The organism is Paraclostridium dentum (genome assembly GCF_012922555.1).
Classification (GTDB): Bacteria; Bacillota; Clostridia; order Peptostreptococcales; family Peptostreptococcaceae; genus Paraclostridium; species Paraclostridium dentum.
In genome coordinates this window covers 78,349-102,362 of the sequence record NZ_WIPK01000005.1, presented here as the reverse complement: position 1 = coordinate 102,362, position 24,014 = coordinate 78,349, and the positions used below count along the sequence as shown (strand labels likewise).

Genomic DNA, 24,014 nt, shown 5'->3' with positions numbered 1-24,014 from the left:
TAAAATGAACTCTATAAAATCTAATTTAATTAATATAGAAAAAAGAATTAATGATTCTTGTAAAACTTCCGATAGAAGTAATGATGAAGTTAAATTAATAGCTGTAACAAAGACTGTAGATATAGATGCAGTTAATGAAGCTATAGAATGTGGAGTAACTGACGTAGGCGAAAATAAGCCACAAGAATTAGCTAGAAAATATGAAGTAATAGGTGATAGAGTAAAATGGCACCTTATTGGAAGTTTGCAAACTAATAAAGTAAAATATATAATTGATAAAGTATATATGATACATTCTATAGATAGATTATCATTATGTGATGAGATTCAAAAACGAGCTCAAAGCATAGATAGACAAATAAATTGTTTAATACAAGTCAATGTATCTAAAGAAGAAAGTAAACACGGCATACTTGAAGAAGATGCTATTGATTTTATAAAAAATATATCAAATAATTATCCAAATATAAGAGTTAAGGGGCTTATGACAATGGCTCCAAATACAGATGATAAAAATTTAATAAAATCCGTATTTAGGGGATTAAAAGATTTAGCTAATAAAATAGACCATGAAAATATAAATAATGTGTCTATGGAAGCTCTATCTATGGGGATGAGCAATGACTTTGAGATAGCTATTGAAGAAGGAGCAACATTTGTTAGAGTTGGAACTTCTATATTTGGACAAAGAAACTATAATAAAAAATAATGAATATATATAATGGAGGATGTTAATAATGGGAAATGGTTTCATAGGTAAGATAAAAGATTGGATGACAGATGAAGTAGAAGACGAGTTCATGGATGAAGAGATAGAAGAGATTGAGGAAGAAGTAGAGATATCAGAAGATTTGAGTAATGGAGTTGGATCTATAGCTCAACCTAAAAGCAATAAAATAGTAAATATACATACAGCAGGACAAATGAAAGTTGTAATAGTAGAACCGAAGAAATATGAAGAGGTTACATCTATAGCTGATCAATTAAAACAAAGAAGAGCTGTAATAGTTAATTTAGAAAATTTAGATGATGCAGTTACTCGTAAATCTATATTTGACTTTATGAATGGAGCTGTATATGTTTTAGATGGAAGTATACAAAAAGTATCTAAGGCAATATTTATATTAGCACCTAATAATGTAGATATAGATGCTAACATGAAGAAAGAGTTAGAAAGTAAAGCTTTTTTCCCATGGCAAAATAAATAAATAAAAAGGAGTAAGAATTGAAATGATAGAATACTCTTTATTAGTTTTAACAGACATAGTTCAATTTGCGATTGTAATAAGAGCATTAATGTCATGGATTCCAGGAGCTACACAGTCAAAAATCTATGATATTATAGGTATGCTAACAGAGCCTATAGAAGGGCCTATAAGAAACTTTATGTTTAGATATATTGAAGGTCCAATAGATTTTTCTCCAATAATTGCGCTATTTGTACTTCAATTTTTAAGAATGTTAATAATAAATATATTTTAAAATATTAGAAGTAGGTTAAATTATGGACAAGGTATCATTAACAAATCATATTAAAGATATAGATTTAAAAAATAAGATGTTTAAGGTAATAGATAAAGCATATTCTTGTATCAAAAGCTATGATATTAAGTATACTGATTTTCTAAATCCTTATGAAATAAAAAATTCTATATCAATATTAAATAGTTTCGACGATATAAAATATAGGGTTGATGGAGGCTTTGAAGAAGCTGAGAGAAGAGTTATTAATATATTCCCTTATTATATGGAATATGAAGATGTACAATCACCTATAAAAGTGTTACAAATAGAGGGCAATTTTAAATTTAAAGAGATAAAGCATAAAGATTATTTAGGTTCTTTACTGGGTCTAGGTATAAAAAGAGAAAAAATAGGGGATATAAATATACATGATAACTTTTGTCAGGTTATTGTAAGTAAAGATATCTCAGATTTTATTATTATGAATTTAGAAAAAGTTGCTAGAAATAGTGTTAAGGTAAAGGAAATTCCCGAAGATGATATAGCATATTCCAAACCTAAATACAAAGAAATATCATTAACTGTATCATCACAAAGATTGGATTGCTTGATAAGTGGGATATACAATATTTCTAGACAAGAAAGTTTGAAGCTTATAAATGCAGAAAAAGTTTTTGTTGATTATGAAAAAATAATGTCTACATCAAAAACAATAGAACGGGATGCTCTTATATCAGTAAGAGGTAAAGGTAGAGTCATAATAGCCGATATAGGAGATATAAGTAAAAAAGGAAAAATAAAATTAAAAGCAAAATTAATAATATAGGGAGGGGAATACATGCTGACTCCAGTGGATATTGAAAATAAAGAATTTAAAAAAGGTATACGTGGATATAGAGAAGATGAAGTAGATGAATTTTTAGATTTAGTAAAAGAAGACTTCGAAAACGTATATAGAGAAAACCTGGAATTAAAAGATAAAATAAGAATGTACCAAGAACAGGTAAGTAAGTTTGAAAACATAGAAGAAACATTAAAGGCAACACTTATAACTGCTCAAACTGCAGCTGAGGATACATGTAGTGCTGCGAATAAAAAAGCTAAGATAATAGTTGAAGAGGCTGAACTTAGATCAAGACAAATAATAGGACAAGCTAATAATAGAGTTATTGAAATAAGAAAAGAATATGATTCTATAGTTAAAGAGTTCAAGATATTTAGAAATAAATTTAAATCATTATTAGAAGATGAAATTAGAAGTGTTGATGATATTTTCTCAGACATAGATGAAAATGGAGTTCAAAGAATAGCTGAGCTTCAAAAAGAATTATCAGATGCTTTAGAGTAAAAATATATTGACTATTTGAACAATTTATTATAAAATTTCATACATATAAACTAATATTATGATAAATGCTATGATGGAGAGAGTAGTTTTTAGATAATTTTACAGAGAGTTGGAGAAGCTGAGAACCAATAAATTTATAAAAATGAAGATCACTCCTAAGCTGCAGGCTGAACGATTAAATCTATTAAGCTGAGCCGGTTAAATACCGTTATATTGAAAGAGTGTTACAAATGTAGGCTAATTATATACATTTGTAAAATTAGGGTGGTAACGCGAGTAATAACTCGTCCCTTTCCAGGGACGGGTTTTTTTTGTGTAAAAAATAAAATTAAAGGAAGGTGGATTTTAATGGCTAAATTTAAGTCGTTAGTAGATTCTTCTGTAAAAGAAGCTGAAGCTAAAGTATCTGATTACTGGAATGACATAAATATGTTAGAAAAAACTTTAGAAAAAGGAAAAGATGATCCTAGTTTTGTATTCTATGAAGGGCCTCCAACTGCAAATGGAAACCCAGGAATACACCACGTTATAGCTAGAACTTTAAAAGACTCTGTTTGTAGATATAAAACTATGAATGGATATCAAGTAAAAAGAAAAGCTGGATGGGATACACATGGATTACCAGTAGAAATACAAGTAGAAAAAGAATTAGGTTTATCTGATAAGCAACAAATAGAAGCTTATGGATTAGACAAATTTAATAAAAAGTGTAGAGAGTCTGTTTTCACATTTGAAAAGCAATGGAGAGACATGACTGAAAGAATGGCTTATGAAATAGACTTAGATAATCCGTATATAACTTTAGATAATAATTATATCGAGTCTGTATGGTGGATATTAGATAAGTTCAACAAAGAAGGATACGTATATGAAGGTCATAAAATACTTCCATACTGTCCAAGATGTGGAACAGGTCTTGCATCACATGAGGTTGCACAAGGATATAAAGAAATAAAAAATAATACAGTAATAGCTAAGTTCAAGAGAAAAGATGCTAATGAATATTTCTTAGCATGGACAACAACTCCTTGGACATTACCATCAAATGTTGCTTTAACAGTAGGTGCTGAAATAGACTATATAAAAGTTAAGCAAAATGACGAAATATACTATGTTGCTAAAGCTTTAGCTAATAAAGTTTTAGGAGAAGATTATGAAGTTATAGAAGAATTAAAAGGTAAAGATTTAGAGTACGTTGAATATGAACAATTAATGCCATTTGTTGAAGCAGATAAAAAAGCATTCTTTGTTACTTTAGGTGACTATGTAACAACAGAAGATGGTACAGGAATAGTTCATACAGCACCAGCATTTGGTGAAGATGATTACAACTTAGGAAGAAAATACGATTTACCAGTGTTACAACCAGTTTCAGAAGCAGGTAAGTTTACAACTACTCCATGGGAAGGTAAATTTGTAATGGAAGATGGTGTAGACGTTGAAATTATAAAATGGTTACACGGAGAAAATAAATTATTCAGCAAAGAAAAGGTAGCTCATAACTATCCTCACTGCTGGAGATGCCAAACTCCACTTTTATACTATGCAAAACCAAGTTGGTATATAGAAATGACTAAGCTAAAAGACCAATTAATAGCAAACAACAAAACTGTTGAATGGTACCCAGGTTTCGTAGGAGAAGGAAGATTTGGTAACTGGTTAGAAAACTTAAATGATTGGGCAATATCTAGAAGTAGATATTGGGGAACACCATTAAACGTATGGAAATGTGAATGTGGTCATAAAGAGTCTGTAGGGTCAAGAGAAGAGCTTGCTAACAAAGCTATAGAAGATATAGATCCAAAAACTATAGAATTACACAGACCATATGTAGATGACATACACTTCAAGTGTGATAAGTGTGGAGGAACTATGACTAGAGTAACAGACGTTATAGACTGTTGGTTTGATAGTGGTTCTATGCCATTTGCACAACATCACTACCCATTTGAAAATAAAGAAAACTTTGATGAATTATTCCCAGCAGATTTTATTTGTGAAGGTATAGATCAAACTAGAGGATGGTTCTATTCATTACTTGCTATATCTACTTTTGTTACAGGTAAAGCTCCATATAAGAGAGTTTTAGTTAATGACTTGGTACTTGATAAAGAAGGTAAGAAAATGAGTAAATCAAGAGGAAACACAGTAAATCCTTTTGAATTATTTGATCAATATGGAGCAGATGCATTAAGATGGTATTTATTATATGTATCTCCACCATGGACTCCAACAAGATTTGATGTAGATGGATTAAAAGAGGTTCAAAGTAAATTCTTAGGAACTATGAAAAATGTATATAACTTCTTCACATTATATGCAAATACAGATAATATAAATCCATCAGAGTTCTTCGTTGAATATAAAGATAGACCAGAATTAGACAGATGGATATTATCTAAATTTAACAACTTAAAGAAAGAAGTAGAAGAAAACTTAGAGATATTTGAATTAAATAAAACTGTTAGAATGGTTCAAGAATTTATAAATGAAGATTTATCTAACTGGTATATAAGACGTTCAAGAAGAAGATTCTGGGCAACTGAATTAACAGAAGATAAAAAATCAGTTTATAATACAACTTACGAGATATTAACAGAGCTTTGTAAGTTAATAGCTCCATTTACACCATTTATAGCAGAAGAAATATATAGAAACTTAACTAACGAAACTTCAGTTCACTTAGCTACTTATCCTAAAGCTAATTTAGATTTAATAGATAATAATCTAGAAGAAAAAATGGATTTAGTTAAAAACTTAGTTACATTAGGAAGAGCATCAAGAGAAGCTACTAGAATAAAAGTTCGTCAACCTATACAAAAAGTATTAGTAGATGGAAAATATGAAGGTACTATAAGTGATGTTGTTGACTTAATAAAAGAAGAACTTAATGTTAAAGAAGTTATATTTGCTAAAGACTTAGGAGAATATATGAACTTTACATTAAAACCAAACTTCAAAGTTTTAGGACCTGTGCTTGGAGCTAAGATGAAATTCTTTGCTGGGGCATTAAATAAACTTGATGCAAGTGAAGTTGTACCTAAGCTAGAAGCTGGAGAGTCTATAAGTGTAGATATAGACGGAGAAGAATTTAAGTTTAATAAAGATCATGTATTAATAAATATATCAGCTAAAGAAGGGTTTAATGTTACTATGGAAAACAACCTATTTGTAATATTAGATACAACTTTAAATGAGACTTTAGTAAACGAAGGATATGCTAGAGAATTTATATCTAAAGTTCAACAATTAAGAAAATCTAATGACTTTGATGTTTTAGACAATATAGATATTGATTATTGTTCAGATGATGAAATAGCAAATGCTATAAATGAATACTCTGAATATATAAAATCAGAAACTTTAGCTTTAAACATAAATAGAGTTGATGATGAAACTATAGAAAAACATAACTTAAATGACCACATGACAGGTATAAAAGTTACAAGAAAATAGTTTAAATATAAATAAGCTTTCTATAAATAGTATAAAGCTTCGGATAAATAGTATAGTTTTGCTCCAAAAAGCTTAAAAGATGCTTTTAAATGTCGCTAAAACTACACTATTTATCCTTGCTATCTATTTATTAGATAGCTTATTTTTTTGTGGGAATTAGGTGGGAGAAAAAATATATGGTTTAAATGGTTGACTTTTTTTAGATTAAAACATATCATATAAAATAAATATAAAAATATAATATAAGAATCCAGTGAAGAGGATTAGTAATTAAATTTCTTATTTAATACAGAGAATTGAGGTAGCTGAGAACTCAATATAAATAAATTTAATGAATGGACCTTTGAGGAATTAGGTGAAATTTAAAGAGTAGCTGATATCGTGACTGCACGTTATAGCAGAGGTTATTAAGTGATATGCATATAAAAATGTATATAATTTAGGTGGTACCGCGGAAAATATATCCGTCCTATTTATTTAGGACGGATTTTTTAATTATAAAAAAATAAAGATTAATAACATACAGGAGGAATTTAGAAATGAACAAAATAGGAATAATAGGTGCAATGGATGAGGAAGTAGATATATTAAGAGATATAATGGACATAGAAGAAACTATAGAAAAAGCTAGTTTAAAATTTTATGTAGGAAAATTAGAAAATAAAGATATTGTTTTAGTTAGATGTGGAATAGGTAAAGTAAATGCTGCATTATGTGCCCAAATATTAATAAGTGAATTTAATGTAGATGCAGTTGTTAATACAGGTGTGGCAGGAGCATTAAATGAAGAACTAGATGTATATGATATAGTTATATCTACAGATGCGATACAACATGACTTTGACACTACTGTATTTGGTGATAAAAAAGGTATGATACCTAGAATGGATAATTCAATATTTAAAGCAGATGAAAACTTAATAAATGCGGCTTATGAATCATCAAAAGCAGAAGTTAAAACTCATAAAGTTTTAAAAGGTAGAGTTTTAAGTGGAGATATATTTATAAGTAACAAGGAATTAAAAGATGAATTAGTAAAAGAATTTAATGGATACTGTGGAGAAATGGAAGGAGCTGCTATAGCACATGTATGTTATGTGAATCATACTCCATTTGTAGTTATAAGAGCTATGTCAGATAAAGCAGATGGGAGTGCAGATGTAACATATGAAGAGTTTGTAGGTCAAGCAGCTCACAATTCAAAAGATATAGTACTTAGAATGTTAAAAAATTTATAGGAGGCATTAAATATGAGTGAAAAGAAAATAATATTTAGTGGGGCTCAACCATCAGGTAAATTAACATTAGGAAATTATCTTGGAGCTATAAAAAATTGGAAAGAATTACAAGAAGATTATAACTGCTATTATAGTGTAGTAGATTTACATGCAATAACAGTTCCACAAGAAGCTAAAAATTTAAGAGCAAATACAATGCAGTTATTAGCTCAATATATGGCAAGTGGTTTAGATCCAGAAAAAAATACTATATTCATACAGTCACATGTTAGTTGTCATACAGAGTTGATGTGGATTTTAAATACAATGACATATATGGGTGAGTTAAGTAGAATGACTCAGTTTAAAGATAAATCTCAAAAAAGTGAAGCTAATTTAAATGCAGGATTGTTTACTTATCCAGTTTTAATGGCTGCAGATATATTATTATATCAAACAGATTTAGTGCCAGTTGGAGAAGATCAAAAACAACATCTAGAGTTAGCTAGAGATTTAGCAAATAGATTTAACAATAGATATAGCCCTACATTTAAAGTTCCAGAACCATATATACCAAAAGCTGGAGCTAGAGTAATGAGCTTACAAGAACCAACTAAAAAAATGAGTAAATCAGATGAAAATGAAAATGGATATATATTATTAGTTGATGATGCTGATACAATAAGAAGAAAAATAAAAAGAAGTGTAACAGATTCTGTTGGAGTAGTTAGATATAGTGATGAGCAACCAGGTATAAAAAATCTTTTAGATATATACTCAAAACTAGACAATAAATCTATAGAAGATGTAGTTGCTATGTATGAAAGTAAAGGATATGGAGATTTTAAAAATGACGTTGCTGAAGTAATAGTAGAAACTTTAAAACCTATAAAAGACCAATATGAATATTTGCTGTCAAACAAGGATTACTTAGAAGATATATATGCTAAAGGTGCTCAAAAGGCAGAATATCAAGCTAGAAAAACACTAAGAAAAGTTTATAAAAAAGTTGGATTGATAGAAAAGAAATTTTTATAAAATTAAAATTTAAAGCCCTATTTAATAGGGTTTTTTTTGTGCAATAAAACATTAATTAAGTACTATTAGTAAAGCAAATTCTTGTATTTAAAATATAAAAGTTGGAATAATAAAATTGTAAAAAGTTTTTCTATGTGAAGAGGACGTGTTAAGTTTTGAAGCGATATAGATTAGGAAATAGAAAAAATGAAAAAGAAATATATACAGAAGAAGTTAAAGCAGTGAGTATGAAAGAGATTGATAAAAGAATTCATGGGGATGATGAATCTAGCGCATTATTAAAAGCACTTGAAATTGCAAATAATAGAATAGACAGTCTGCTATATATGTTTGAAAGAAGCAGAATTATGGATTATATGATTTTAACAGATAGTAGAAGACGAATGTTTGCAATTAACTTTATAGCAGGAATTGGGAAAGGTTTTGGGCAAGCTATTGGATTCAGTTTTCTTACAGGTTTAGTTTTATATATTGTATCTAAATGGGTTAACTTACCTATTATAGGAGAATATATAGCTGAATTTTTAGATATGGTAGATAATTTTAGAGGAAGGTAGAGGATTATTATGAATAATAAAAAATATGAAAAGATGTTACTAGAAGAAAAAAATAATATAATAAATTTAGTATCAGAAATGGAAGATAACACTGTATTTGGAAATACTACTGAACATACAAGTGAGAAGTACACATCAGGAGAACTTTCAAGTTATGATAATCATCTTGCGGATATAGGAAGTGAAGTATATATGCAAGAGATGCAAAATAGTTTAACTAATCATGAAAAATTTAAGCTAAATGAAATTGATAATGCATTATATAAAATAAAAAATGGATCTTATGGAATTTGTGAAAGTTGTAAAAAAGGGATAGAGGAAGATCGCTTAGATTTTATTCCGGAAACTAGATTATGTGTAGATTGTGCTAAAAAAGAAGAAAGACCAGTGAATAATATAGAAAGTGTTAGTATAAAAGATAATTTTAGTGGACCTAATTTATTTACAAGAGAAGTTAAAGACTTAGTTGATATGAATAGAGATATGAGAGATGACTACTAGAAAAGAGGCGGTAATATGAAGAAGTTAATTATACCTATATTTTTTTTAATTTTAGCATTAGGTATATTTAATATGCCAAAGTCAAGTGAAAGTGAAGTTTTTAATAATAAAAATAATATATCAAAAAAATATGAAGATATAATAATTAAAAGAGGTAGTGATCAGAAAAAAGTTATAGCTTTAACCTTTGATGATGGTCCTGATGAAGATTTTACACCACAAATACTAGACATCCTTAAAAAAAATAATGCAAAAGCCACATTTTTTGTAGTAGGTCAAAAAGTTGGGTGGAATCCTGAAATTGTAAAAAGAGCATTTGATGAGGGACATGAAATTGGGAATCATACATTTACGCATATAAATGTATGCAACAATTCACCTGAAAAGCTTAATAGTGAAATTATAAAAACTCAAGAAATTATAAAAAAAGTTACAGGGAAAGAGCCAACTTGGTTTAGACCACCATATAGGGCAATAAATGAAAATTTATTTAACTTAATGAAATCAAAAGATATGAAAGTTGTGTTATGGTCTGATTTTGATGCTAGAGATTGGAGTAACCCTGGAGTTGGAAATATTATAAGTACAATAGAAAAAAATGCGAAAAATGGGAGTATAGTTTTACTTCATGACTATAACAGTATAAGGAATGATAAATCACAAACTATAAAAGCTTTAGAATGTATAATTCCAGAGTTACAAAAACAAGGATATGAATTTGTAACTATATCAGATCTTGTTAAAAAATAAATCAAAGAGAGATAGCAATTGCTATCTTTTTTTGATATTAACATGTATTGCCCATATATATGTTAATATATATAATATATATAGATTAAAACAATTGAGGAGGATATTTTTTTGATATATATACTTATTATAGTAGGCTTAATAGGATTAGATCAAATATCTAAATTTTTAGCTGTAAAGTATTTAGTTAATATAGGGAGTGTACCTATAGTTAAAGATATATTTCATTTAACATATGTAGAAAATAGAGGGGCAGCTTTTGGAATGTTTCAAAATAACCAAATTATTTTTGTAGTGGTTGCTTTGGCTGCATGCATATTTGGATTATATTATTTATACAAAAAGCAACTAAACTTACTTGGTAAAAGTGCTATAATTCTTATAATAGCAGGAGCTATAGGGAATCTTATAGATAGAGTAAGATTAGGGTTTGTAGTAGATTATTTTGATTTTAGAATAGTTTGGAACTATGTATTTAATGTAGCAGATGTATTTGTAGTTATAGGAACTATATTATTATGCATATACATAATATTTTTTGAAAATGACAAGTAGGTGAAATTATGGAAGAAGTAAGACAATTTTTAGTTATAGATGAAGAAGAAGGCGATAGGCTAGATGTATATTTATCTGGGCAGTTAGGTGAAATGTCTAGGAGTTATATACAAAAGATTATAAAGGATAAAAAAGTTAAGGTTAATAATAAAATTGAAAAAGCAAAATACTTGGTAAAAGAAGATGATAATATAATTATTGAGATACCAGCACCAAAACTTCTTGAAGTGACTCCACAAGATATACCAATTGACATTGTTTATGAAGATGGGGACTTATTAATAGTTAATAAACCTCAAGATATGGTTGTTCATCCAGCCCCTGGAAACTATGATAATACGTTAGTAAATGCAGTTTTATATCATTGTAGAGAGAATTTATCTTCTATAAACGGAGTGATAAGACCTGGGATAGTACACAGGATAGATAAAGATACATCTGGGCTTTTAATGATTGCGAAAAATAATAAAGCTCATAATTCGCTAGCAGAACAGCTAAAAGATCATTCAATAACTAGAGAATATGAATTTATATGCCACGGAGTTATGAAAGAAGATAAAATAACTGTTGATAAACCTATTGGAAGAAATCCTAAAGATAGATTGAAGATGGGTATAGTTAAAGATGGAAAAAATGCAATTACTCACTTTGAAGTCATAAATAGATATGAAAACTTTACTCATGTTAAGGCAACTTTAGAGACTGGAAGAACACACCAAATAAGAGTTCATGCATTATCTTTAAATCATCCTTTATTAGGGGACCCTCTATATGGTCCGAAAAATAATAAGTTTGGGATAAAAGGACAAACCTTACATGCTAGAAAGTTAGGGTTTATGCATCCTACGACTAATGAATATGTTGAGTTCAATTCAGAGCTTCCAAAATATTTCAGTGACTTAATATCTAAAATGAAATAAAAGTGGTTGTTAAAAGGGCTTTATTAGTATATAATTATAAAAAATGAATGTTACCTTTAATTGGTCCAGAGAGATCAAAAGGCGAGAGAATTAGAACTTATAGAAAATATAAGATTCTTTATATTTGATAAGTATAGCTTCTTGCCTAAGGGTAAGAAGCTTTTTTGATTAACGGGACGTGAGCTTGTCGAGCGGACGTTGACGATATGAGCTAAGCGAATTTTTATAACTTAACCTTATGACAAAGGAGGATTTTAATGAAAGAAAAGGCGCAATTAATGGATGAAAAAGCTATGGGAAGAGCTATAACTAGAGTAAGCCATGAAATTATAGAGAAAAATAAAGGTGTAGAAGATGTTGTTTTAGTAGGAATAAAAACAAGAGGAGTTCCTATAGCAAATAGAATAGCAAAGAAAATACAGAGTATAGAAGATGTATGTGTAAATACTGGTGAAATTGATATAACTCTATATAGAGATGATTTAAAAAAAGTAGATACAGATCCGGTTATAAATGGATCTAATATAAACTTTGATATAAATGATAAGGTTGTAATACTAGTTGATGATGTTTTATACACAGGAAGAACAGTAAGAGCAGCTTTAGATGCAATTATGGATATAGGAAGACCTAAGTCTATTCAATTAGCTGTGTTAGTTGATAGAGGACATAGAGAGTTACCTGTAAGAGCAGATTATGTAGGTAAAAATGTTCCAACATCAAAACATGAGGTAATTTCAGTTATGTTAAATGAAACTGATGAACAAGATTCAGTAACTATAAACGAGTAAAAGCATAAAATTATATAAGGTTAACACCTTTTAATTCAGTACAGAGATACTGAAAAAGGGAGAATTATTTCTCCCAAACTAAAAATAGGGAGGTTTTTTTATGAAAAAAACAATGTTATCATTACAACATTTATTAGCTATGTTTGGAGCCACAGTTTTAGTACCAATATTAACAGGATTTAATCCAGCGGTTGCTATTTTCTGTGCAGGAGTAGGGACATTAATTTTCCATGCATGTACAAAAGGAGTAGTTCCAGTTTTCTTAGGTTCAAGTTTTGCATTTATACCAGTTATAATAGCTGCTAAAGAAGCTCACAATGGAGATTTAGCATATGCTCAAGGTGGAATAATAGTAGCCGGAATTATATATTTAATAATGGCAGCAGTTATAAAAAAAGTAGGTGTAGATAAAATTAAAAAATATTTCCCAGCTCAAGTGGTTGGAGCAATGATAGCAGTCATAGGACTTAACCTATTACCAACTGCAGTTGATATGGCATCAAATAATTTTTTAATAGCAATTATGACATTAGGATTAGCAATAGCAATAAATGTATTTTGTAAAGGATTTATAAAGCAATTAAATATAATAATAGCTGTAGCTATAGGATACACTGTATCTTTAATACTAGGGAATGTAGATATTTCATTTATGAGCACAAATACGGCTCTTTTACAAATACCACAATTTACACTACCTAAATTTAGTTTACAAGCTATAGTTTTAATTGCACCTGTAGTTTTAGCGGTATTCATGGAACATATAGGAGACATGACTACTAATGGAACTGTAGTAGGAAAGAATTTCATAGAAGAACCAGGGCTTCACAGAACGTTAATGGGAGATGCATTGGCTACTATTATGGCAGGATTTTTAGGAGGACCAGCAAATACGACTTATGGAGAAAATACAGCAGTACTTGCTATAACTAAAAATTATGACCCATCAATATTAAGAAGAACTGCTATATGTGCAATATTACTAGCATGTGTAAGTAAGTTTGGAGGGTTTTTACAAAGTATACCTACAGAAGTTATGGGTGGAATAAGTATAATGTTATTCTCAATGATTTCATATGTAGGGTTAAAAACAATAAACGATAGCAAATGTGTAGAAAGTAAAAAGAATATAATAATAATAGCTACTATAATGGTAATAGGCTTAGGAACTACTTACTTAAGTAATAAAGGAATTGTTATAGGAATACCTGTAACTAAAACTGTTACAATTACAGGGCTAAGTTTAGCTGCAATAGTAGGTATTATACTAAATAGAGTATTAAATAAAGAAGACTTTAAAAAGGATGTTGAGGAAGAATCAGCAGTTCTTAACTCTCAGCTTATATAATTATAAACATAAATTTAAAAAACAGGGTTTAACCCTGTTTTTTTAATTTAACTACTAACTCTTCAGATGGAGTTACATAAATAGTACTATTTGTTTCATATATAACCATTCCTGGTTTAGAACCATTTGGTTTTTTTACATTTTTCTTTAAGGTATAATCAACTGGAACTTGAGCTGACATTTTAGATTTACTGAAAAATGCAGCTAGCATTGCTCCTTCAAAAATAGTTGATTCAGGTATTTCCTTACCATCTGATTTTATTATTACGTGAGAACCTGGGATGTTTTTAGTATGCATCCATAAATCATCATTATTAGCGACTCTAAGAGTAAGAAAATCATTTTGCTTATTGTTTTTACCTACCAAGATTGTAAACCCATCAGAAGATAAAAATTCATTTGGTTTAGTAGTTAAAGTATTTTTCTCTTTTTTTGATTTAACCTTGCCACGCATATATCCAAGTTTTTGAAGTTCTTCTTTTATATCGTTAAGTTCAGCTAGGTTATCACAGTTATCTACACTAAGCATTATATTTTCAAGATAATTAATTTCTTCTAAGCTAAGTTCAACTTGAGCACTTATCTCTTTCTTTGCATGTTTTAATTTAGTATACTTTTTAAAGTATTTTTGAGCGTTTTCAGATGGAGTTAAGTTTGGGTTTAAATCGATTTTTACTGTAGAACAGTTTTCATCATAGAAATTTTGAACCTCTACAGACTTCATTCCCTTTTCAACCATATAAATATATGAAGTTATAAGCTCGCCCTTAACTTTGTAGATTATAGCATTATCAGATTCTTTAAGTTCTAATTCTTGTTTTTTTAATTTATTATAAAGTCTATCTAGTTTTATAGATATGCTTTTCTTAAAGTCTGATGCACGTTGATTTATTCTTTCCTTAGCATCTTTATTTGAATAGAAGCTTTCTATTATTGATGAAATACTTTCATTATGAACAACTTTTAAGTCATTAAATAGAGAAAGATTTATACAACTAAAATCTAAAAGCTTATCAATAGAAGGATCTAAAGCTAAGCATGGGTTATAATTTGCGTCTTTGACGCTCTGCATAACATTTACAAACTCTTCGTGTAGCATGTTAAAGCTTTCATCATTTAAATCAGAAGCTAGCATAGAGCTATCTAAATTTGATCTAAAGCACATTTCCTTAGACACAGTCGGACTTATACCTAAAAATTTAGAATATATAGATTTTAATATAGGACCATTAAAATCTTGAAGTAATTCTTTAAACTGATCTATAGAAATTAATTCAAGTGGATCTAACTTATCTTGAGCAGGAGGTAGTGTGTATGTTATACCTGGAAGAAGTTGTCTAACCCTACTAATACTAGGAGGTATTCTTTTTATTGAATCGACTATTTTATCTTCTTCATGAGTCAAAATTATATTACTATGTCTCCCCATTATTTCTATTATTAAATCTTTAGTAGTTTTTGATTTTAATTCATCTAAAGATTCAACAGTGATTTTTACAATTCTCTCAAATCCAATTTGAGAAACGCTAACTATGTTTCCGCTTTGGATATACTTTCTAAGTAACATACAAAACATAGGAGCATTCATAGGATTTTCCTTTTTATATGAACTAGAAAGGTAAATTCTAGGGTTAGATGAGCTTGCACTAAGTACTAGCTTAAAATTCTCTTTATTGTTTCGTATATGTAAAACTATTTCATCGTTTTCTGGTTGATATATCTTATCTATTTTTCCTCCAACTAACTTAGAAGACAGTTCATCACAAATTGAATGAACAACTAAACCATCGAATGCCATAATATCATTCCTTTCAAAATTTATTAAGTAAGTAAATTATTACACATATAAATAATAATGTGAATATAATATTGAGAATATAGTCTAAAATAATATAGAGTTTACACTCAATATAATTTCCTTTTATGAACAAAATATTGTATAATAAGCTAAGAATTCAATTTTATAGGGGGGATATAAATGAACTTCTGGAAATTACATGGAGTCGGAAATGATTTTATAGCAATTGACGGTAGGTTTGATAATAAAGATTCTAACGACTACTCAGATTTAGCTAAAAAAGTTTGTCATAGAAGATTTGGCGTTGGAGCTGATGGACTACTAGTAGTTAAAACCTCTGATATATCTGATGTAGAAATGGTATATTATAATTCTGATGGATCAAGAGCTAATATGTGTGGAAATGGATTAAGATGTTTTTGTAAGTTTGTGTATGACAATGACATAGTAAAAGATACAGAATTTAGTGTATACACACTTGACGGAATAAAAAAAATATCTTTAAATATAGAAAGTGAAAAAAATTATACTATAAGAGTAAATATGGGAAAACCAAATTTCAATCCAAAAAACATTCCAGTAAATACAAATAAAGAAGTCTTTATAAAAGAAAAGTTATTAATAGATAATAAAGAAGTAGAAGTAAGTTCAATTCTAATGGGAGTGCCACATACTATTGTATTCGTAGATGAACTTATAAAAGAAGATATATATAAATGTGGAAAACTTATAGAAGAAAATGAAATTTTCCCAAATAAAACTAATGTCAATTTTGTTAAAGTTGATGATAAAGATAACATACATGTGTACACATGGGAAAGAGGATGCGGATATACTCTAGGATGTGGGACAGGTATGACAGCTTCTGTAATTTTAGCTAACTATTTAGGTAAAACTAATGAAATAGTTAATGTAAAATCAGAAGGCGGAAGCGTAAGGATAGAGCTTCTTGATGATGTATATATGATAGGAAATGCAGTTAAAATATGTGAAGGAACTTTGGAGGTATAGCATATGGCTATTAGTATGACAGGTTTTGGAAGAGGCGAATACAAAAATGATAACTATCATTTTACCGTAGAATGTAGAACTATAAACCATAAGTACGTAGATATAAACACACGTCTTCCTAGAAAAATATCTTTTCTAGAGGATAAAATAAGAAATGTAGTCAAAGATTATATAAAAAGAGGTAGAGTTGATTTATATATAAAACTTGACTTAGTAGGTAGTGAAGATGTAAACTTAAAATTTGATGAGAAGTTAGCTTCTGAGTATGTAAATATATTAAATAATATAAAAGACACATTTAACTTACAAGATGATATAACAGTTATGAATATAGCAAAATTCCCTGATATAATAAAAAGTGAAGAAAAAGAAGAAGATGAAGATTTATTATGGTTAATGCTAAGGGATGCATTAAATGACTGTTTAGTTAAGTTAAAAGATATGAGGGTTGAAGAAGGCTTAAAACTTGCTAATGATATAGATATGAGATGTGATTTGTTAAAAGATTATATTGAACAAATAGAAAACTACTCATATAATGTTGTTAATGAATATAAAGAAAAATTAAACGGCAGAATAGCTGATATTTTAGAAAACCCAAGTCTTGTAGATGAAAATAGATTGGCTCAAGAAGTTGCTATATATGCAGATAAATGCAGTATAACAGAAGAAATAGTAAGATTTAAAAGTCATATAATACAACTTAAAAAAGCTATACATAAAGATGAGTCTATAGGAAGAAAAATAGACTTTTTAATACAAGAGATGAACAGAGAAACTAATACTATAGGATCGAAATCATCTGATTTAAATATAACTAATTTAGTTGTTGAAGTAAAAAGCGAACTAGAGAAAATAAGAGAACAGATACAAAACATAGAATAGGAGATGCGTTTATGAGTACGAACCTTATAAATATAGGATATGGGAATGTAGTTATGGCTAACAAGGTAGTTGCTATAGTAAGTCCAGAATCAGCTCCTATAAGAAGATTAATACAAGAAAGCAAAGAAAATGGAAGATTAATTGATGCTACTTATGGTAGAAAGACTAGAGCAGTTATAATAACTGATAGTCAGTATATAATATTATCATCGGTACAACCAGAAACCGTAGCACATAGATTCACAGACAAAGATGATAATATAGAGAATTAGAAAGGAAGATATAGATGAAGAGGAAAGGTTTATTGCTAGTTGTTTCTGGACCGTCAGGAGCAGGAAAAGGAACTATATGTAAAGAATTTTTAAATAATAATGAGGATGTAAAGTTATCAGTTTCAGCTACTACAAGAAATCCAAGAGACGGTGAAGTAGACGGAGTTAACTATTTCTTTGTAACTAAAGATAAGTTTAAATCAATGATAGTTAATAATGAACTGTTAGAGCATGCTCAAATATATGATAATTTTTATGGTACGCCTAAAGCTGCAATTTTAGAAAATCTAGAAAATGGACATGACGTTGTTTTAGAAATAGAAATGCAAGGAGCTAGACAAATAAAAGAAGTTTATCCAGAAGGGGTATTCATATTTATACTTCCTCCATCTCTTGACGAACTTAAAAATAGAATAGTTGGAAGAGGAACAGAAACTGAAGAACAAATAAATAAAAGATTTAGTTGTGCAATGGATGAAATATGTCAAATAGAAAATTATGATTACTTTATAGTAAATAAAGATGTGAAAAATTCAGCTCAAGAATTAGAACATATAATATCAGCTGAAAAAAATAAAGTTTATAGATACAAAGATAATATAATAAAGAAATTCAAGGAGGAATTATAAAAAATGATAAAACCATCAATAAACGAGGTATTAAACCAAATAGATAATAGATACTACTTAGTAGTAACTGTAGCTAAAAGATCTAGAGAATTAATAGATGGAGCTACTCCATACGTTCCTACTACTAAGCATCAAGAAATAAAGCCTGTTACTTTAGCTACTCAAGAAGTTGCAGATAGAAAAATATCATTTAGAAAATTAACTGAGGAAGAAATAGAAATAGAAGAAGCTAAGCACTTATTAGCTCAAACTCAAAATATAATAGAGGAGTAATATCATGCTAAAAGATAAGACTGTTGTTATAGGCGTATGTGGAGGAATAGCTGTTTATAAGGCTTGTGACTTAGTTAGCAAGTTGAAAAAAACAGGTGTAAATGTACATGTAATAATGACTAAATCAGCAACAGAATTTGTAGCTCCGCTTACATTTCAGACATTAAGTCAAAACTATGTAGTTGAAGATATGTTTGAATCTCCAAAAACTTGGGATGTAGAACATATATCATTGGCTAAGAAAGCAGATGTATTTGTATTAGCTCCAGCTACTGCAAATGTCATAGGCAAAGTAGCTAATGGTATTGCAGACGATATGTTGACTACGACTATTATGGCTACAAAAGCAAAAGTTCTTATAGCTCCAGCTATGAATACTAATATGTATGAAAATCCTGTTGTACAAAGGAACATACAAACTTTAAAAGATTTAGATTATAAGTTTGTAGAACCAGAAAGCGGAAGATTAGCTTGTGGAGATATAGGATCAGGAAAACTTGCATCTGTTGATACTATTTTTAATAGTATAATTGAACTTTTAGAAATTAAGAAAGATTTAGAAGGAACTAGCATGATAATAACTGCTGGACCTACAGTTGAAAGTATTGATCCGGTAAGATACATAACGAATAGATCAACTGGAAAAATGGGATACTCTATAGCTAAAAAGGCAATAGAAAGAGGAGCAGATGTAACTTTAGTATCTGGGCCTACAAATATAGTTCCACCTCAGAATTTAAAGAAATTTATTCAAATAGAATCAGCTGAAGATATGTATAATGCTGTTTTAGAAAATATGGATGAAAATCAAGTTATTATAAAGAGCGCTGCAGTTGCAGATTATAGACCTAAGGAATACTCAGATAATAAAATAAAAAAATCTGATTATGATTTAAGTATAAGACTAGATAGAACTAAAGATATTGCTTTAGAATTAGGAAAAATAAAAAATAATAAGATTTTAGTTGGATTTGCAGCAGAAACTAATGATTTATTAGAAAATGCTAAAAATAAAATTCAAAAGAAAAATTTAGATTTTATCGTAGCAAATGACTTAACTCAAGATGGTGCTGGATTTGGTGTTGATACCAATATAGTTAAGATTATAGATAGAGAGGGTGTTATACAAGAACATCCTAAAATGAAAAAAGAAGAGGTAGCAGATGTTATCTTAGACAAAATAAAAACTCTATTAAACAAATAAGCATCTATATTTATATAGATGCTTAATTTTCATTTATAGGCAAATGTAATAGATATAATATATGAACTTATAAAGAATGAACTTACTGTAAATGATAATAACGATATAAATTTGAAATAGAGGTTAAATTATGAAGCGATTTGCAAAAGTGATAGTGAGAAATAACTCTATATACACTGACAATTTATTTACATATGAAATTCCAGAATTTTTAAGTGAAAATATAAAAACTGGGCATAGAGTACTAGTTCCTTTTGGAATTTATAATAAGCCAGTAGAAGCATTTGTATTTGATATTGTGAGCGAATTAGATGAAGATATAAAGACTAAAAAAGTAGTAGATATATTAGATGAAGAACCAATTTTTTCAAAAGATGATATAAGCTTAATTGGGTGGATGAGAAATAAATACTTATGTACTTATATAGATTGCATAAATTTATTGTATCCAAAAGGCTATAAGTTAAATAATTATAAAGTTTTAACTCTTATAAATGATGATTTAGATAATTTAAGTGATAGTGAAATGAATTTAATAAAAATAATTAAAGAAAATCATGGATGTATAAAACTTGAAAAAATAAAGAAAGTACCAAATTTAAATAACTTAATATATAAACTACAGAAAAAAAATATTATAGATGTAAAATGGGAATACAAAAACCATAAAAACGAGAAAAAAGATTATATTATAGATATACCTGAGCCAATAAAGAACATAGATAGCTATATACTGGAAAATAAGATAAGGCTAGGAAGTAAACAAAAAGAACTTATTAAGTTTGTACAAGAAAAGAAACCTATTGAATTAAGTAAAATAAATGACGTATTCCCTTCATGTAGACAAAGTATCTTAAAATTAGAAGAAAAAGGTCTTGTATGTATTGAAGAAATAGATTTATATAGAAAACCTAAAGAGATATATTCTGTAGAGGATAAAAAAATAAATTTAAATGAAGAGCAATTAAATACAGTAAATATTATAAAAAGTGAAATGTTTGAAGAAAATAAAAAACCATATATGATACACGGAGTAACTGGTAGTGGAAAGACAGAAGTATATATGGAGATAATAGAGTATTCCTTAAGCCAAGGGTTAGATAGCATTGTTTTAGTCCCAGAAATTTCGCTAACACCACAGACTATATCAAGATTTAAAAATAAATTTGGAGACATAGTTGGAGTTTTTCATAGTCAGTTATCAGAAGGTGAAAAACATGATGTGTATAAACAGATAAAAGAGGGGAAAATAAGGATACTTATTGGGGCTAGATCGGCTTTATTTGCTCCATTTACAAGTCTTGGAGTTATAATTATAGATGAATTTCATGAAGGTGCGTATAAGTCTGAGAAAAATCCAAAGTTTAACTCTATAGATGTTGCTAAATATATAGCTAATAAAAGAGATGTTTCCTTAGTTTTAGGGTCAGCGACTCCGTCTGTTGAGGAATATTTCAATGCATTAAATGGAGAATATAAATTATTAGAAATAAATCAAAGAGCAAATAAAAAGCCTATGCCTAAAATCGAAGTTGTAGATATGAAAGAAGAGCTGATGGTAGGTAATAAAAGTATATTTAGTAATAAGTTAAAAGTTGAAATACAAAGCGCTTTAAATTGTGGAAATCAAGTTATATTATTTTTAAACAGAAGAGGATTTTCGAACTTTGTTTCTTGTAGAAAATGCGGCTATGTATTTACTTGTGAAAATTGTGATATATCTCTTACATATCATAAAAAAAATAATACTGGAAAATGCCATTATTGTGGATATGAAAAAGAAATTCCAAAAGAATGTCCAGAGTGTAAAAGTAAATATATAAAACCATTTGGAATAGGAACTCAAAAAATAGAAGAAGAAATAAAATTAATTTTTCCAAATATAAATGTATTAAGGTTAGATAAGGATACAACATCTAGAAAAGGTGAATTCGAAAACATACTGAATGATTTTAAAAATAAGAAAGCAGATGTGTTAATAGGTACTCAAATGCTTAGTAAAGGTTTGGATTTTGAAAATGTTACTTTGGTGGGAATTTTATCTGCAGATATGATTTTGAAATTCCCTGACTTTAGAAGTTCAGAAACTACATTCCAGTTAATAACTCAAGTAGCAGGAAGAGCAGGGAGATCCGAAAAAGAAGGTAAAGTTATATTACAAACTTACGATACTGACCATTATGCAATTAGACATGCTATAAAATATGATTTTAAAGGCTTTTATGAAGATGAAATTAAAATAAGAAAAGCATTTGAATATGCTCCATTTAATAATATGATTAGTGTTGTAATTAGTGGAAAAGACAATGCTAAGGTAGAGAAAAATGCTAGAAAAATGTATGATTCATTAGTATATCTACTAAGAGAACGAGGTATAAGTAATTTAGAGTTCATATTAGGGCCAAATCCTTGTTCTATAAGCAAGATAAATCAAAATTTTAGATGGCAAATACTATTTAAAGATGATGATATTGAAATTAATCTATTAAAGGGTATAATAAAATATATATGTATAACTAAGCGCGATATAGTTTTTGATAAGGATACAAATATATCAATAGATATAAACCCTTATAGTGTATTATAAAATTTTAGGAGGAATATAAAATGGCGTTAAGACAAATAGTTCAAATAGGAGAACCGGTATTAAGAAAAAAGTGTAAACATGTTGAAAAAATCGATGAAAAAATAATTCAATTATTAGATGATATGGCAGACACTATGTATGAGGCTGATGGAGTAGGACTTGCAGCTCCTCAAGTTGGAATATTAAAAAGAATAGCTGTAATAGATGTAGGTGATGGGATTATAGAACTAATAAATCCAGAGATAATAGAAACTTCTGGAACTCAAACTGATGATGAAGGATGTTTAAGTGTTGTAAATGAGTGTGGGCCTGTAACAAGACCATACTACGCAAAAGTTAGAGCTATGAATAGAAAAGGGCAAATGTTTGAAATAGAAGGTGAAGAACTTTTAGCAAGAGCATTTTGCCATGAGATAGACCATTTAGATGGAATATTATTTGTAGATAAAATTGAGAAGTAGTAGGAGTTGAAAATATGAAAATAGTATTTATGGGAACTCCAGAATTTGCAGTTCCGTGCTTACAGAAAATAATAGATGAAGGCCATGAAGTTGTAGCCGTAGTTACTCAACCAGATAAACCTAAGGGTAGAGGTAAAAAATTAGCTATGCCGCCAGTAAAGGAATTAGCTCTAAAGTATGATATACCAGTATACCAACCTTTAAAAGCTAGGGAAGAATCATTTGTTGATACATTAAAAGAAATGAACCCAGAACTTATAGTAGTTGTAGCTTTTGGACAAATACTTCCAAAGAGTATTTTAGATATACCTAAATATGGATGTGTTAATGTACATGCTTCTTTACTACCAAGATACAGGGGAGCAGCTCCTTTAAATTGGGTTATAATAAACGGAGAAGAAAAAACAGGTGTAACTACAATGTATATGGATGAAGGTCTTGACACTGGAGATATGATATTAAAAAGTGAAATACATTTAGATGATGAAATAACTGCAGGAGAGCTTCATGATAAAATGATGATAGATGGGGCTAAAGTTTTAAAAGAAACTATCGATTTAATAGAAAAAGGTGAGGCTCCTAGAGAAAAACAAAGCAATGAAGATACTTGTTACTCACCGATAATGAATAAGTCACTAGGAAATATAGATTGGAATAAATCAGCTATAGATATACATAACCTTGTGAGAGGAATAAATCCATGGCCTAGTGCTTACACAACTTATGAAGGTCAAACTATGAAAATATGGAAAACTAAAGTCATAGATAAAAACAGTGATAAAGATCCTGGGACTATAATTAGTGTAGATAAAGAAGGAATAAATGTATCTACAAGTGAAGGTATAGTTCAGATTAAAGAAATCCAAATGGCTGGAAAGAAAAGAATGGAAGTGCCTGAATATATAAAAGGAAACAATATAAACACAGACATTATATTAGGAAGTTAAAA

General features: G+C 28.8%; 25 protein-coding genes and 2 other annotated features. Of the genes, 24 read left to right on the top strand and 1 reads right to left on the bottom strand.

Translation table 11 applies throughout. The features are described 5' to 3' along the window. The first annotated feature begins 4 nt into the window (after nucleotides 1-4). From GFJ41_RS10195 to GFJ41_RS10125, 15 genes are all read left to right on the top strand, one after another. Nucleotides 5-709 carry a YggS family pyridoxal phosphate-dependent enzyme gene (locus tag GFJ41_RS10195; RefSeq protein WP_035115426.1) on the top strand — a complete coding sequence of 235 codons (705 nt, stop codon included), beginning with the start codon at nucleotides 5-7 and terminating at the stop codon, nucleotides 707-709. Between the two features lie 28 nt (nucleotides 710-737). Next, the gene (locus GFJ41_RS10190; protein WP_021430031.1) at nucleotides 738-1,208 is read left to right on the top strand and encodes a cell division protein SepF; all 471 of its coding nucleotides are present in this window, start codon (nucleotides 738-740) and stop codon (nucleotides 1,206-1,208) included. A 22-nt stretch (nucleotides 1,209-1,230) separates the two neighbouring features. Then, nucleotides 1,231-1,482, top strand: a complete 252-nt coding sequence (locus tag GFJ41_RS10185; RefSeq protein ID WP_021429989.1) for a YggT family protein — start codon at nucleotides 1,231-1,233, stop codon at nucleotides 1,480-1,482. Nucleotides 1,483-1,504: 22 nt separating this feature from the next. Beyond that, on the top strand, nucleotides 1,505-2,290 hold the full coding sequence (locus GFJ41_RS10180) for a YlmH family RNA-binding protein (RefSeq protein WP_170075261.1): 786 nt from the start codon (nucleotides 1,505-1,507) through the stop codon (nucleotides 2,288-2,290). A gap of 12 nt (nucleotides 2,291-2,302) precedes the next feature. Further along, entirely contained in the window at nucleotides 2,303-2,812 is a 510-nt protein-coding gene (locus GFJ41_RS10175; protein WP_021430014.1) for a DivIVA domain-containing protein, read from the top strand. A gap of 61 nt (nucleotides 2,813-2,873) precedes the next feature. Beyond that, nucleotides 2,874-3,107 (top strand) — a binding site (T-box leader). A 53-nt stretch (nucleotides 3,108-3,160) separates the two neighbouring features. Next, nucleotides 3,161-6,268, top strand: coding sequence for an isoleucine--tRNA ligase (gene ileS, locus GFJ41_RS10170; RefSeq protein ID WP_170075260.1), 3,108 nt, complete (start codon nucleotides 3,161-3,163; stop codon nucleotides 6,266-6,268). A gap of 244 nt (nucleotides 6,269-6,512) precedes the next feature. Further along, nucleotides 6,513-6,743: a binding site (T-box leader), on the top strand. A 64-nt stretch (nucleotides 6,744-6,807) separates the two neighbouring features. Continuing rightward, entirely contained in the window at nucleotides 6,808-7,506 is a 699-nt protein-coding gene (locus tag GFJ41_RS10165; RefSeq protein WP_170075259.1) for a 5'-methylthioadenosine/adenosylhomocysteine nucleosidase, read from the top strand. Nucleotides 7,507-7,518: 12 nt separating this feature from the next. After that, nucleotides 7,519-8,523 carry a tryptophan--tRNA ligase gene (gene trpS, locus GFJ41_RS10160; protein WP_170075258.1) on the top strand — a complete coding sequence of 335 codons (1,005 nt, stop codon included), beginning with the start codon at nucleotides 7,519-7,521 and terminating at the stop codon, nucleotides 8,521-8,523. A 155-nt stretch (nucleotides 8,524-8,678) separates the two neighbouring features. Beyond that, nucleotides 8,679-9,080 carry a DUF5665 domain-containing protein gene (locus GFJ41_RS10155; RefSeq protein ID WP_170075257.1) on the top strand — a complete coding sequence of 134 codons (402 nt, stop codon included), beginning with the start codon at nucleotides 8,679-8,681 and terminating at the stop codon, nucleotides 9,078-9,080. Between the two features lie 9 nt (nucleotides 9,081-9,089). Next, complete coding sequence (locus tag GFJ41_RS10150; protein ID WP_150886985.1) at nucleotides 9,090-9,581, top strand: TraR/DksA C4-type zinc finger protein; 492 nt, start codon at nucleotides 9,090-9,092, stop codon at nucleotides 9,579-9,581. A 15-nt stretch (nucleotides 9,582-9,596) separates the two neighbouring features. Next, a complete protein-coding gene (locus GFJ41_RS10145; protein WP_170075256.1) occupies nucleotides 9,597-10,331 on the top strand; it encodes a polysaccharide deacetylase family protein in 735 nt (244 codons plus the stop codon). Between the two features lie 111 nt (nucleotides 10,332-10,442). Continuing rightward, a complete protein-coding gene (gene lspA / locus GFJ41_RS10140) occupies nucleotides 10,443-10,886 on the top strand; it encodes a signal peptidase II (protein WP_206001543.1) in 444 nt (147 codons plus the stop codon). A gap of 8 nt (nucleotides 10,887-10,894) precedes the next feature. Further along, nucleotides 10,895-11,806, top strand: coding sequence for an RluA family pseudouridine synthase (locus GFJ41_RS10135; RefSeq protein WP_170075255.1), 912 nt, complete (start codon nucleotides 10,895-10,897; stop codon nucleotides 11,804-11,806). Between the two features lie 257 nt (nucleotides 11,807-12,063). Then, nucleotides 12,064-12,597 (top strand): bifunctional pyr operon transcriptional regulator/uracil phosphoribosyltransferase PyrR, encoded by a 534-nt coding sequence (gene pyrR, locus GFJ41_RS10130; protein ID WP_021430049.1) that lies wholly within the window; start codon nucleotides 12,064-12,066, stop codon nucleotides 12,595-12,597. A gap of 100 nt (nucleotides 12,598-12,697) precedes the next feature. After that, entirely contained in the window at nucleotides 12,698-13,945 is a 1,248-nt protein-coding gene (locus GFJ41_RS10125; protein ID WP_021430024.1) for a uracil-xanthine permease family protein, read from the top strand. Between the two features lie 28 nt (nucleotides 13,946-13,973). On the opposite strand, the gene GFJ41_RS10120 is transcribed toward GFJ41_RS10125, so the two are convergent. Then, the gene (locus tag GFJ41_RS10120; protein ID WP_170075254.1) at nucleotides 13,974-15,743 is read right to left on the bottom strand and encodes an Rqc2 family fibronectin-binding protein; all 1,770 of its coding nucleotides are present in this window, start codon (nucleotides 15,741-15,743) and stop codon (nucleotides 13,974-13,976) included. 180 nt (nucleotides 15,744-15,923) lie between these two features. Here GFJ41_RS10120 and dapF point away from each other — a divergent pair, with 180 nt between their 5' ends. From dapF to fmt, 9 genes are all read left to right on the top strand, one after another. Beyond that, nucleotides 15,924-16,754, top strand: a complete 831-nt coding sequence (gene dapF / locus GFJ41_RS10115; RefSeq protein WP_035115404.1) for a diaminopimelate epimerase — start codon at nucleotides 15,924-15,926, stop codon at nucleotides 16,752-16,754. 3 nt (nucleotides 16,755-16,757) lie between these two features. Beyond that, nucleotides 16,758-17,639: a YicC/YloC family endoribonuclease gene (locus GFJ41_RS10110; protein WP_021430081.1), complete on the top strand. Its 882-nt coding sequence runs from the start codon at nucleotides 16,758-16,760 to the stop codon at nucleotides 17,637-17,639. 11 nt (nucleotides 17,640-17,650) lie between these two features. Further along, entirely contained in the window at nucleotides 17,651-17,911 is a 261-nt protein-coding gene (remA, locus tag GFJ41_RS10105) for an extracellular matrix/biofilm regulator RemA (RefSeq protein WP_021430041.1), read from the top strand. A gap of 14 nt (nucleotides 17,912-17,925) precedes the next feature. Beyond that, nucleotides 17,926-18,540 (top strand): guanylate kinase, encoded by a 615-nt coding sequence (gene gmk / locus GFJ41_RS10100; RefSeq protein ID WP_021430076.1) that lies wholly within the window; start codon nucleotides 17,926-17,928, stop codon nucleotides 18,538-18,540. A gap of 3 nt (nucleotides 18,541-18,543) precedes the next feature. Continuing rightward, entirely contained in the window at nucleotides 18,544-18,813 is a 270-nt protein-coding gene (gene rpoZ, locus GFJ41_RS10095; protein WP_021430086.1) for a DNA-directed RNA polymerase subunit omega, read from the top strand. Between the two features lie 4 nt (nucleotides 18,814-18,817). After that, entirely contained in the window at nucleotides 18,818-20,017 is a 1,200-nt protein-coding gene (coaBC, locus tag GFJ41_RS10090) for a bifunctional phosphopantothenoylcysteine decarboxylase/phosphopantothenate--cysteine ligase CoaBC (protein ID WP_170075253.1), read from the top strand. Nucleotides 20,018-20,147: 130 nt separating this feature from the next. Continuing rightward, nucleotides 20,148-22,604 (top strand): primosomal protein N', encoded by a 2,457-nt coding sequence (gene priA, locus GFJ41_RS10085; RefSeq protein WP_170075252.1) that lies wholly within the window; start codon nucleotides 20,148-20,150, stop codon nucleotides 22,602-22,604. Nucleotides 22,605-22,624: 20 nt separating this feature from the next. After that, the gene (gene def, locus GFJ41_RS10080) at nucleotides 22,625-23,065 is read left to right on the top strand and encodes a peptide deformylase (RefSeq protein ID WP_021430007.1); all 441 of its coding nucleotides are present in this window, start codon (nucleotides 22,625-22,627) and stop codon (nucleotides 23,063-23,065) included. A gap of 14 nt (nucleotides 23,066-23,079) precedes the next feature. Continuing rightward, the gene (gene fmt, locus GFJ41_RS10075; RefSeq protein WP_170075251.1) at nucleotides 23,080-24,012 is read left to right on the top strand and encodes a methionyl-tRNA formyltransferase; all 933 of its coding nucleotides are present in this window, start codon (nucleotides 23,080-23,082) and stop codon (nucleotides 24,010-24,012) included. Nucleotides 24,013-24,014: the final 2 nt, after the last annotated feature.

Coding starts and splice junctions, on each gene's coding strand:
- GFJ41_RS10195 (WP_035115426.1), top strand. CDS start 5: ATGAACTCTATAAAATCTAATTTAATTAATATAGAAAAAAGAATTAAT.
- GFJ41_RS10190 (WP_021430031.1), top strand. CDS start 738: ATGGGAAATGGTTTCATAGGTAAGATAAAAGATTGGATGACAGATGAA.
- GFJ41_RS10185 (WP_021429989.1), top strand. CDS start 1,231: ATGATAGAATACTCTTTATTAGTTTTAACAGACATAGTTCAATTTGCG.
- GFJ41_RS10180 (WP_170075261.1), top strand. CDS start 1,505: ATGGACAAGGTATCATTAACAAATCATATTAAAGATATAGATTTAAAA.
- GFJ41_RS10175 (WP_021430014.1), top strand. CDS start 2,303: ATGCTGACTCCAGTGGATATTGAAAATAAAGAATTTAAAAAAGGTATA.
- ileS (WP_170075260.1), top strand. CDS start 3,161: ATGGCTAAATTTAAGTCGTTAGTAGATTCTTCTGTAAAAGAAGCTGAA.
- GFJ41_RS10165 (WP_170075259.1), top strand. CDS start 6,808: ATGAACAAAATAGGAATAATAGGTGCAATGGATGAGGAAGTAGATATA.
- trpS (WP_170075258.1), top strand. CDS start 7,519: ATGAGTGAAAAGAAAATAATATTTAGTGGGGCTCAACCATCAGGTAAA.
- GFJ41_RS10150 (WP_150886985.1), top strand. CDS start 9,090: ATGAATAATAAAAAATATGAAAAGATGTTACTAGAAGAAAAAAATAAT.
- GFJ41_RS10145 (WP_170075256.1), top strand. CDS start 9,597: ATGAAGAAGTTAATTATACCTATATTTTTTTTAATTTTAGCATTAGGT.
- GFJ41_RS10135 (WP_170075255.1), top strand. CDS start 10,895: ATGGAAGAAGTAAGACAATTTTTAGTTATAGATGAAGAAGAAGGCGAT.
- pyrR (WP_021430049.1), top strand. CDS start 12,064: ATGAAAGAAAAGGCGCAATTAATGGATGAAAAAGCTATGGGAAGAGCT.
- GFJ41_RS10125 (WP_021430024.1), top strand. CDS start 12,698: ATGAAAAAAACAATGTTATCATTACAACATTTATTAGCTATGTTTGGA.
- GFJ41_RS10120 (WP_170075254.1), bottom strand. CDS start 15,743: ATGGCATTCGATGGTTTAGTTGTTCATTCAATTTGTGATGAACTGTCT.
- dapF (WP_035115404.1), top strand. CDS start 15,924: ATGAACTTCTGGAAATTACATGGAGTCGGAAATGATTTTATAGCAATT.
- GFJ41_RS10110 (WP_021430081.1), top strand. CDS start 16,758: ATGGCTATTAGTATGACAGGTTTTGGAAGAGGCGAATACAAAAATGAT.
- remA (WP_021430041.1), top strand. CDS start 17,651: ATGAGTACGAACCTTATAAATATAGGATATGGGAATGTAGTTATGGCT.
- gmk (WP_021430076.1), top strand. CDS start 17,926: ATGAAGAGGAAAGGTTTATTGCTAGTTGTTTCTGGACCGTCAGGAGCA.
- rpoZ (WP_021430086.1), top strand. CDS start 18,544: ATGATAAAACCATCAATAAACGAGGTATTAAACCAAATAGATAATAGA.
- coaBC (WP_170075253.1), top strand. CDS start 18,818: ATGCTAAAAGATAAGACTGTTGTTATAGGCGTATGTGGAGGAATAGCT.
- priA (WP_170075252.1), top strand. CDS start 20,148: ATGAAGCGATTTGCAAAAGTGATAGTGAGAAATAACTCTATATACACT.
- def (WP_021430007.1), top strand. CDS start 22,625: ATGGCGTTAAGACAAATAGTTCAAATAGGAGAACCGGTATTAAGAAAA.
- fmt (WP_170075251.1), top strand. CDS start 23,080: ATGAAAATAGTATTTATGGGAACTCCAGAATTTGCAGTTCCGTGCTTA.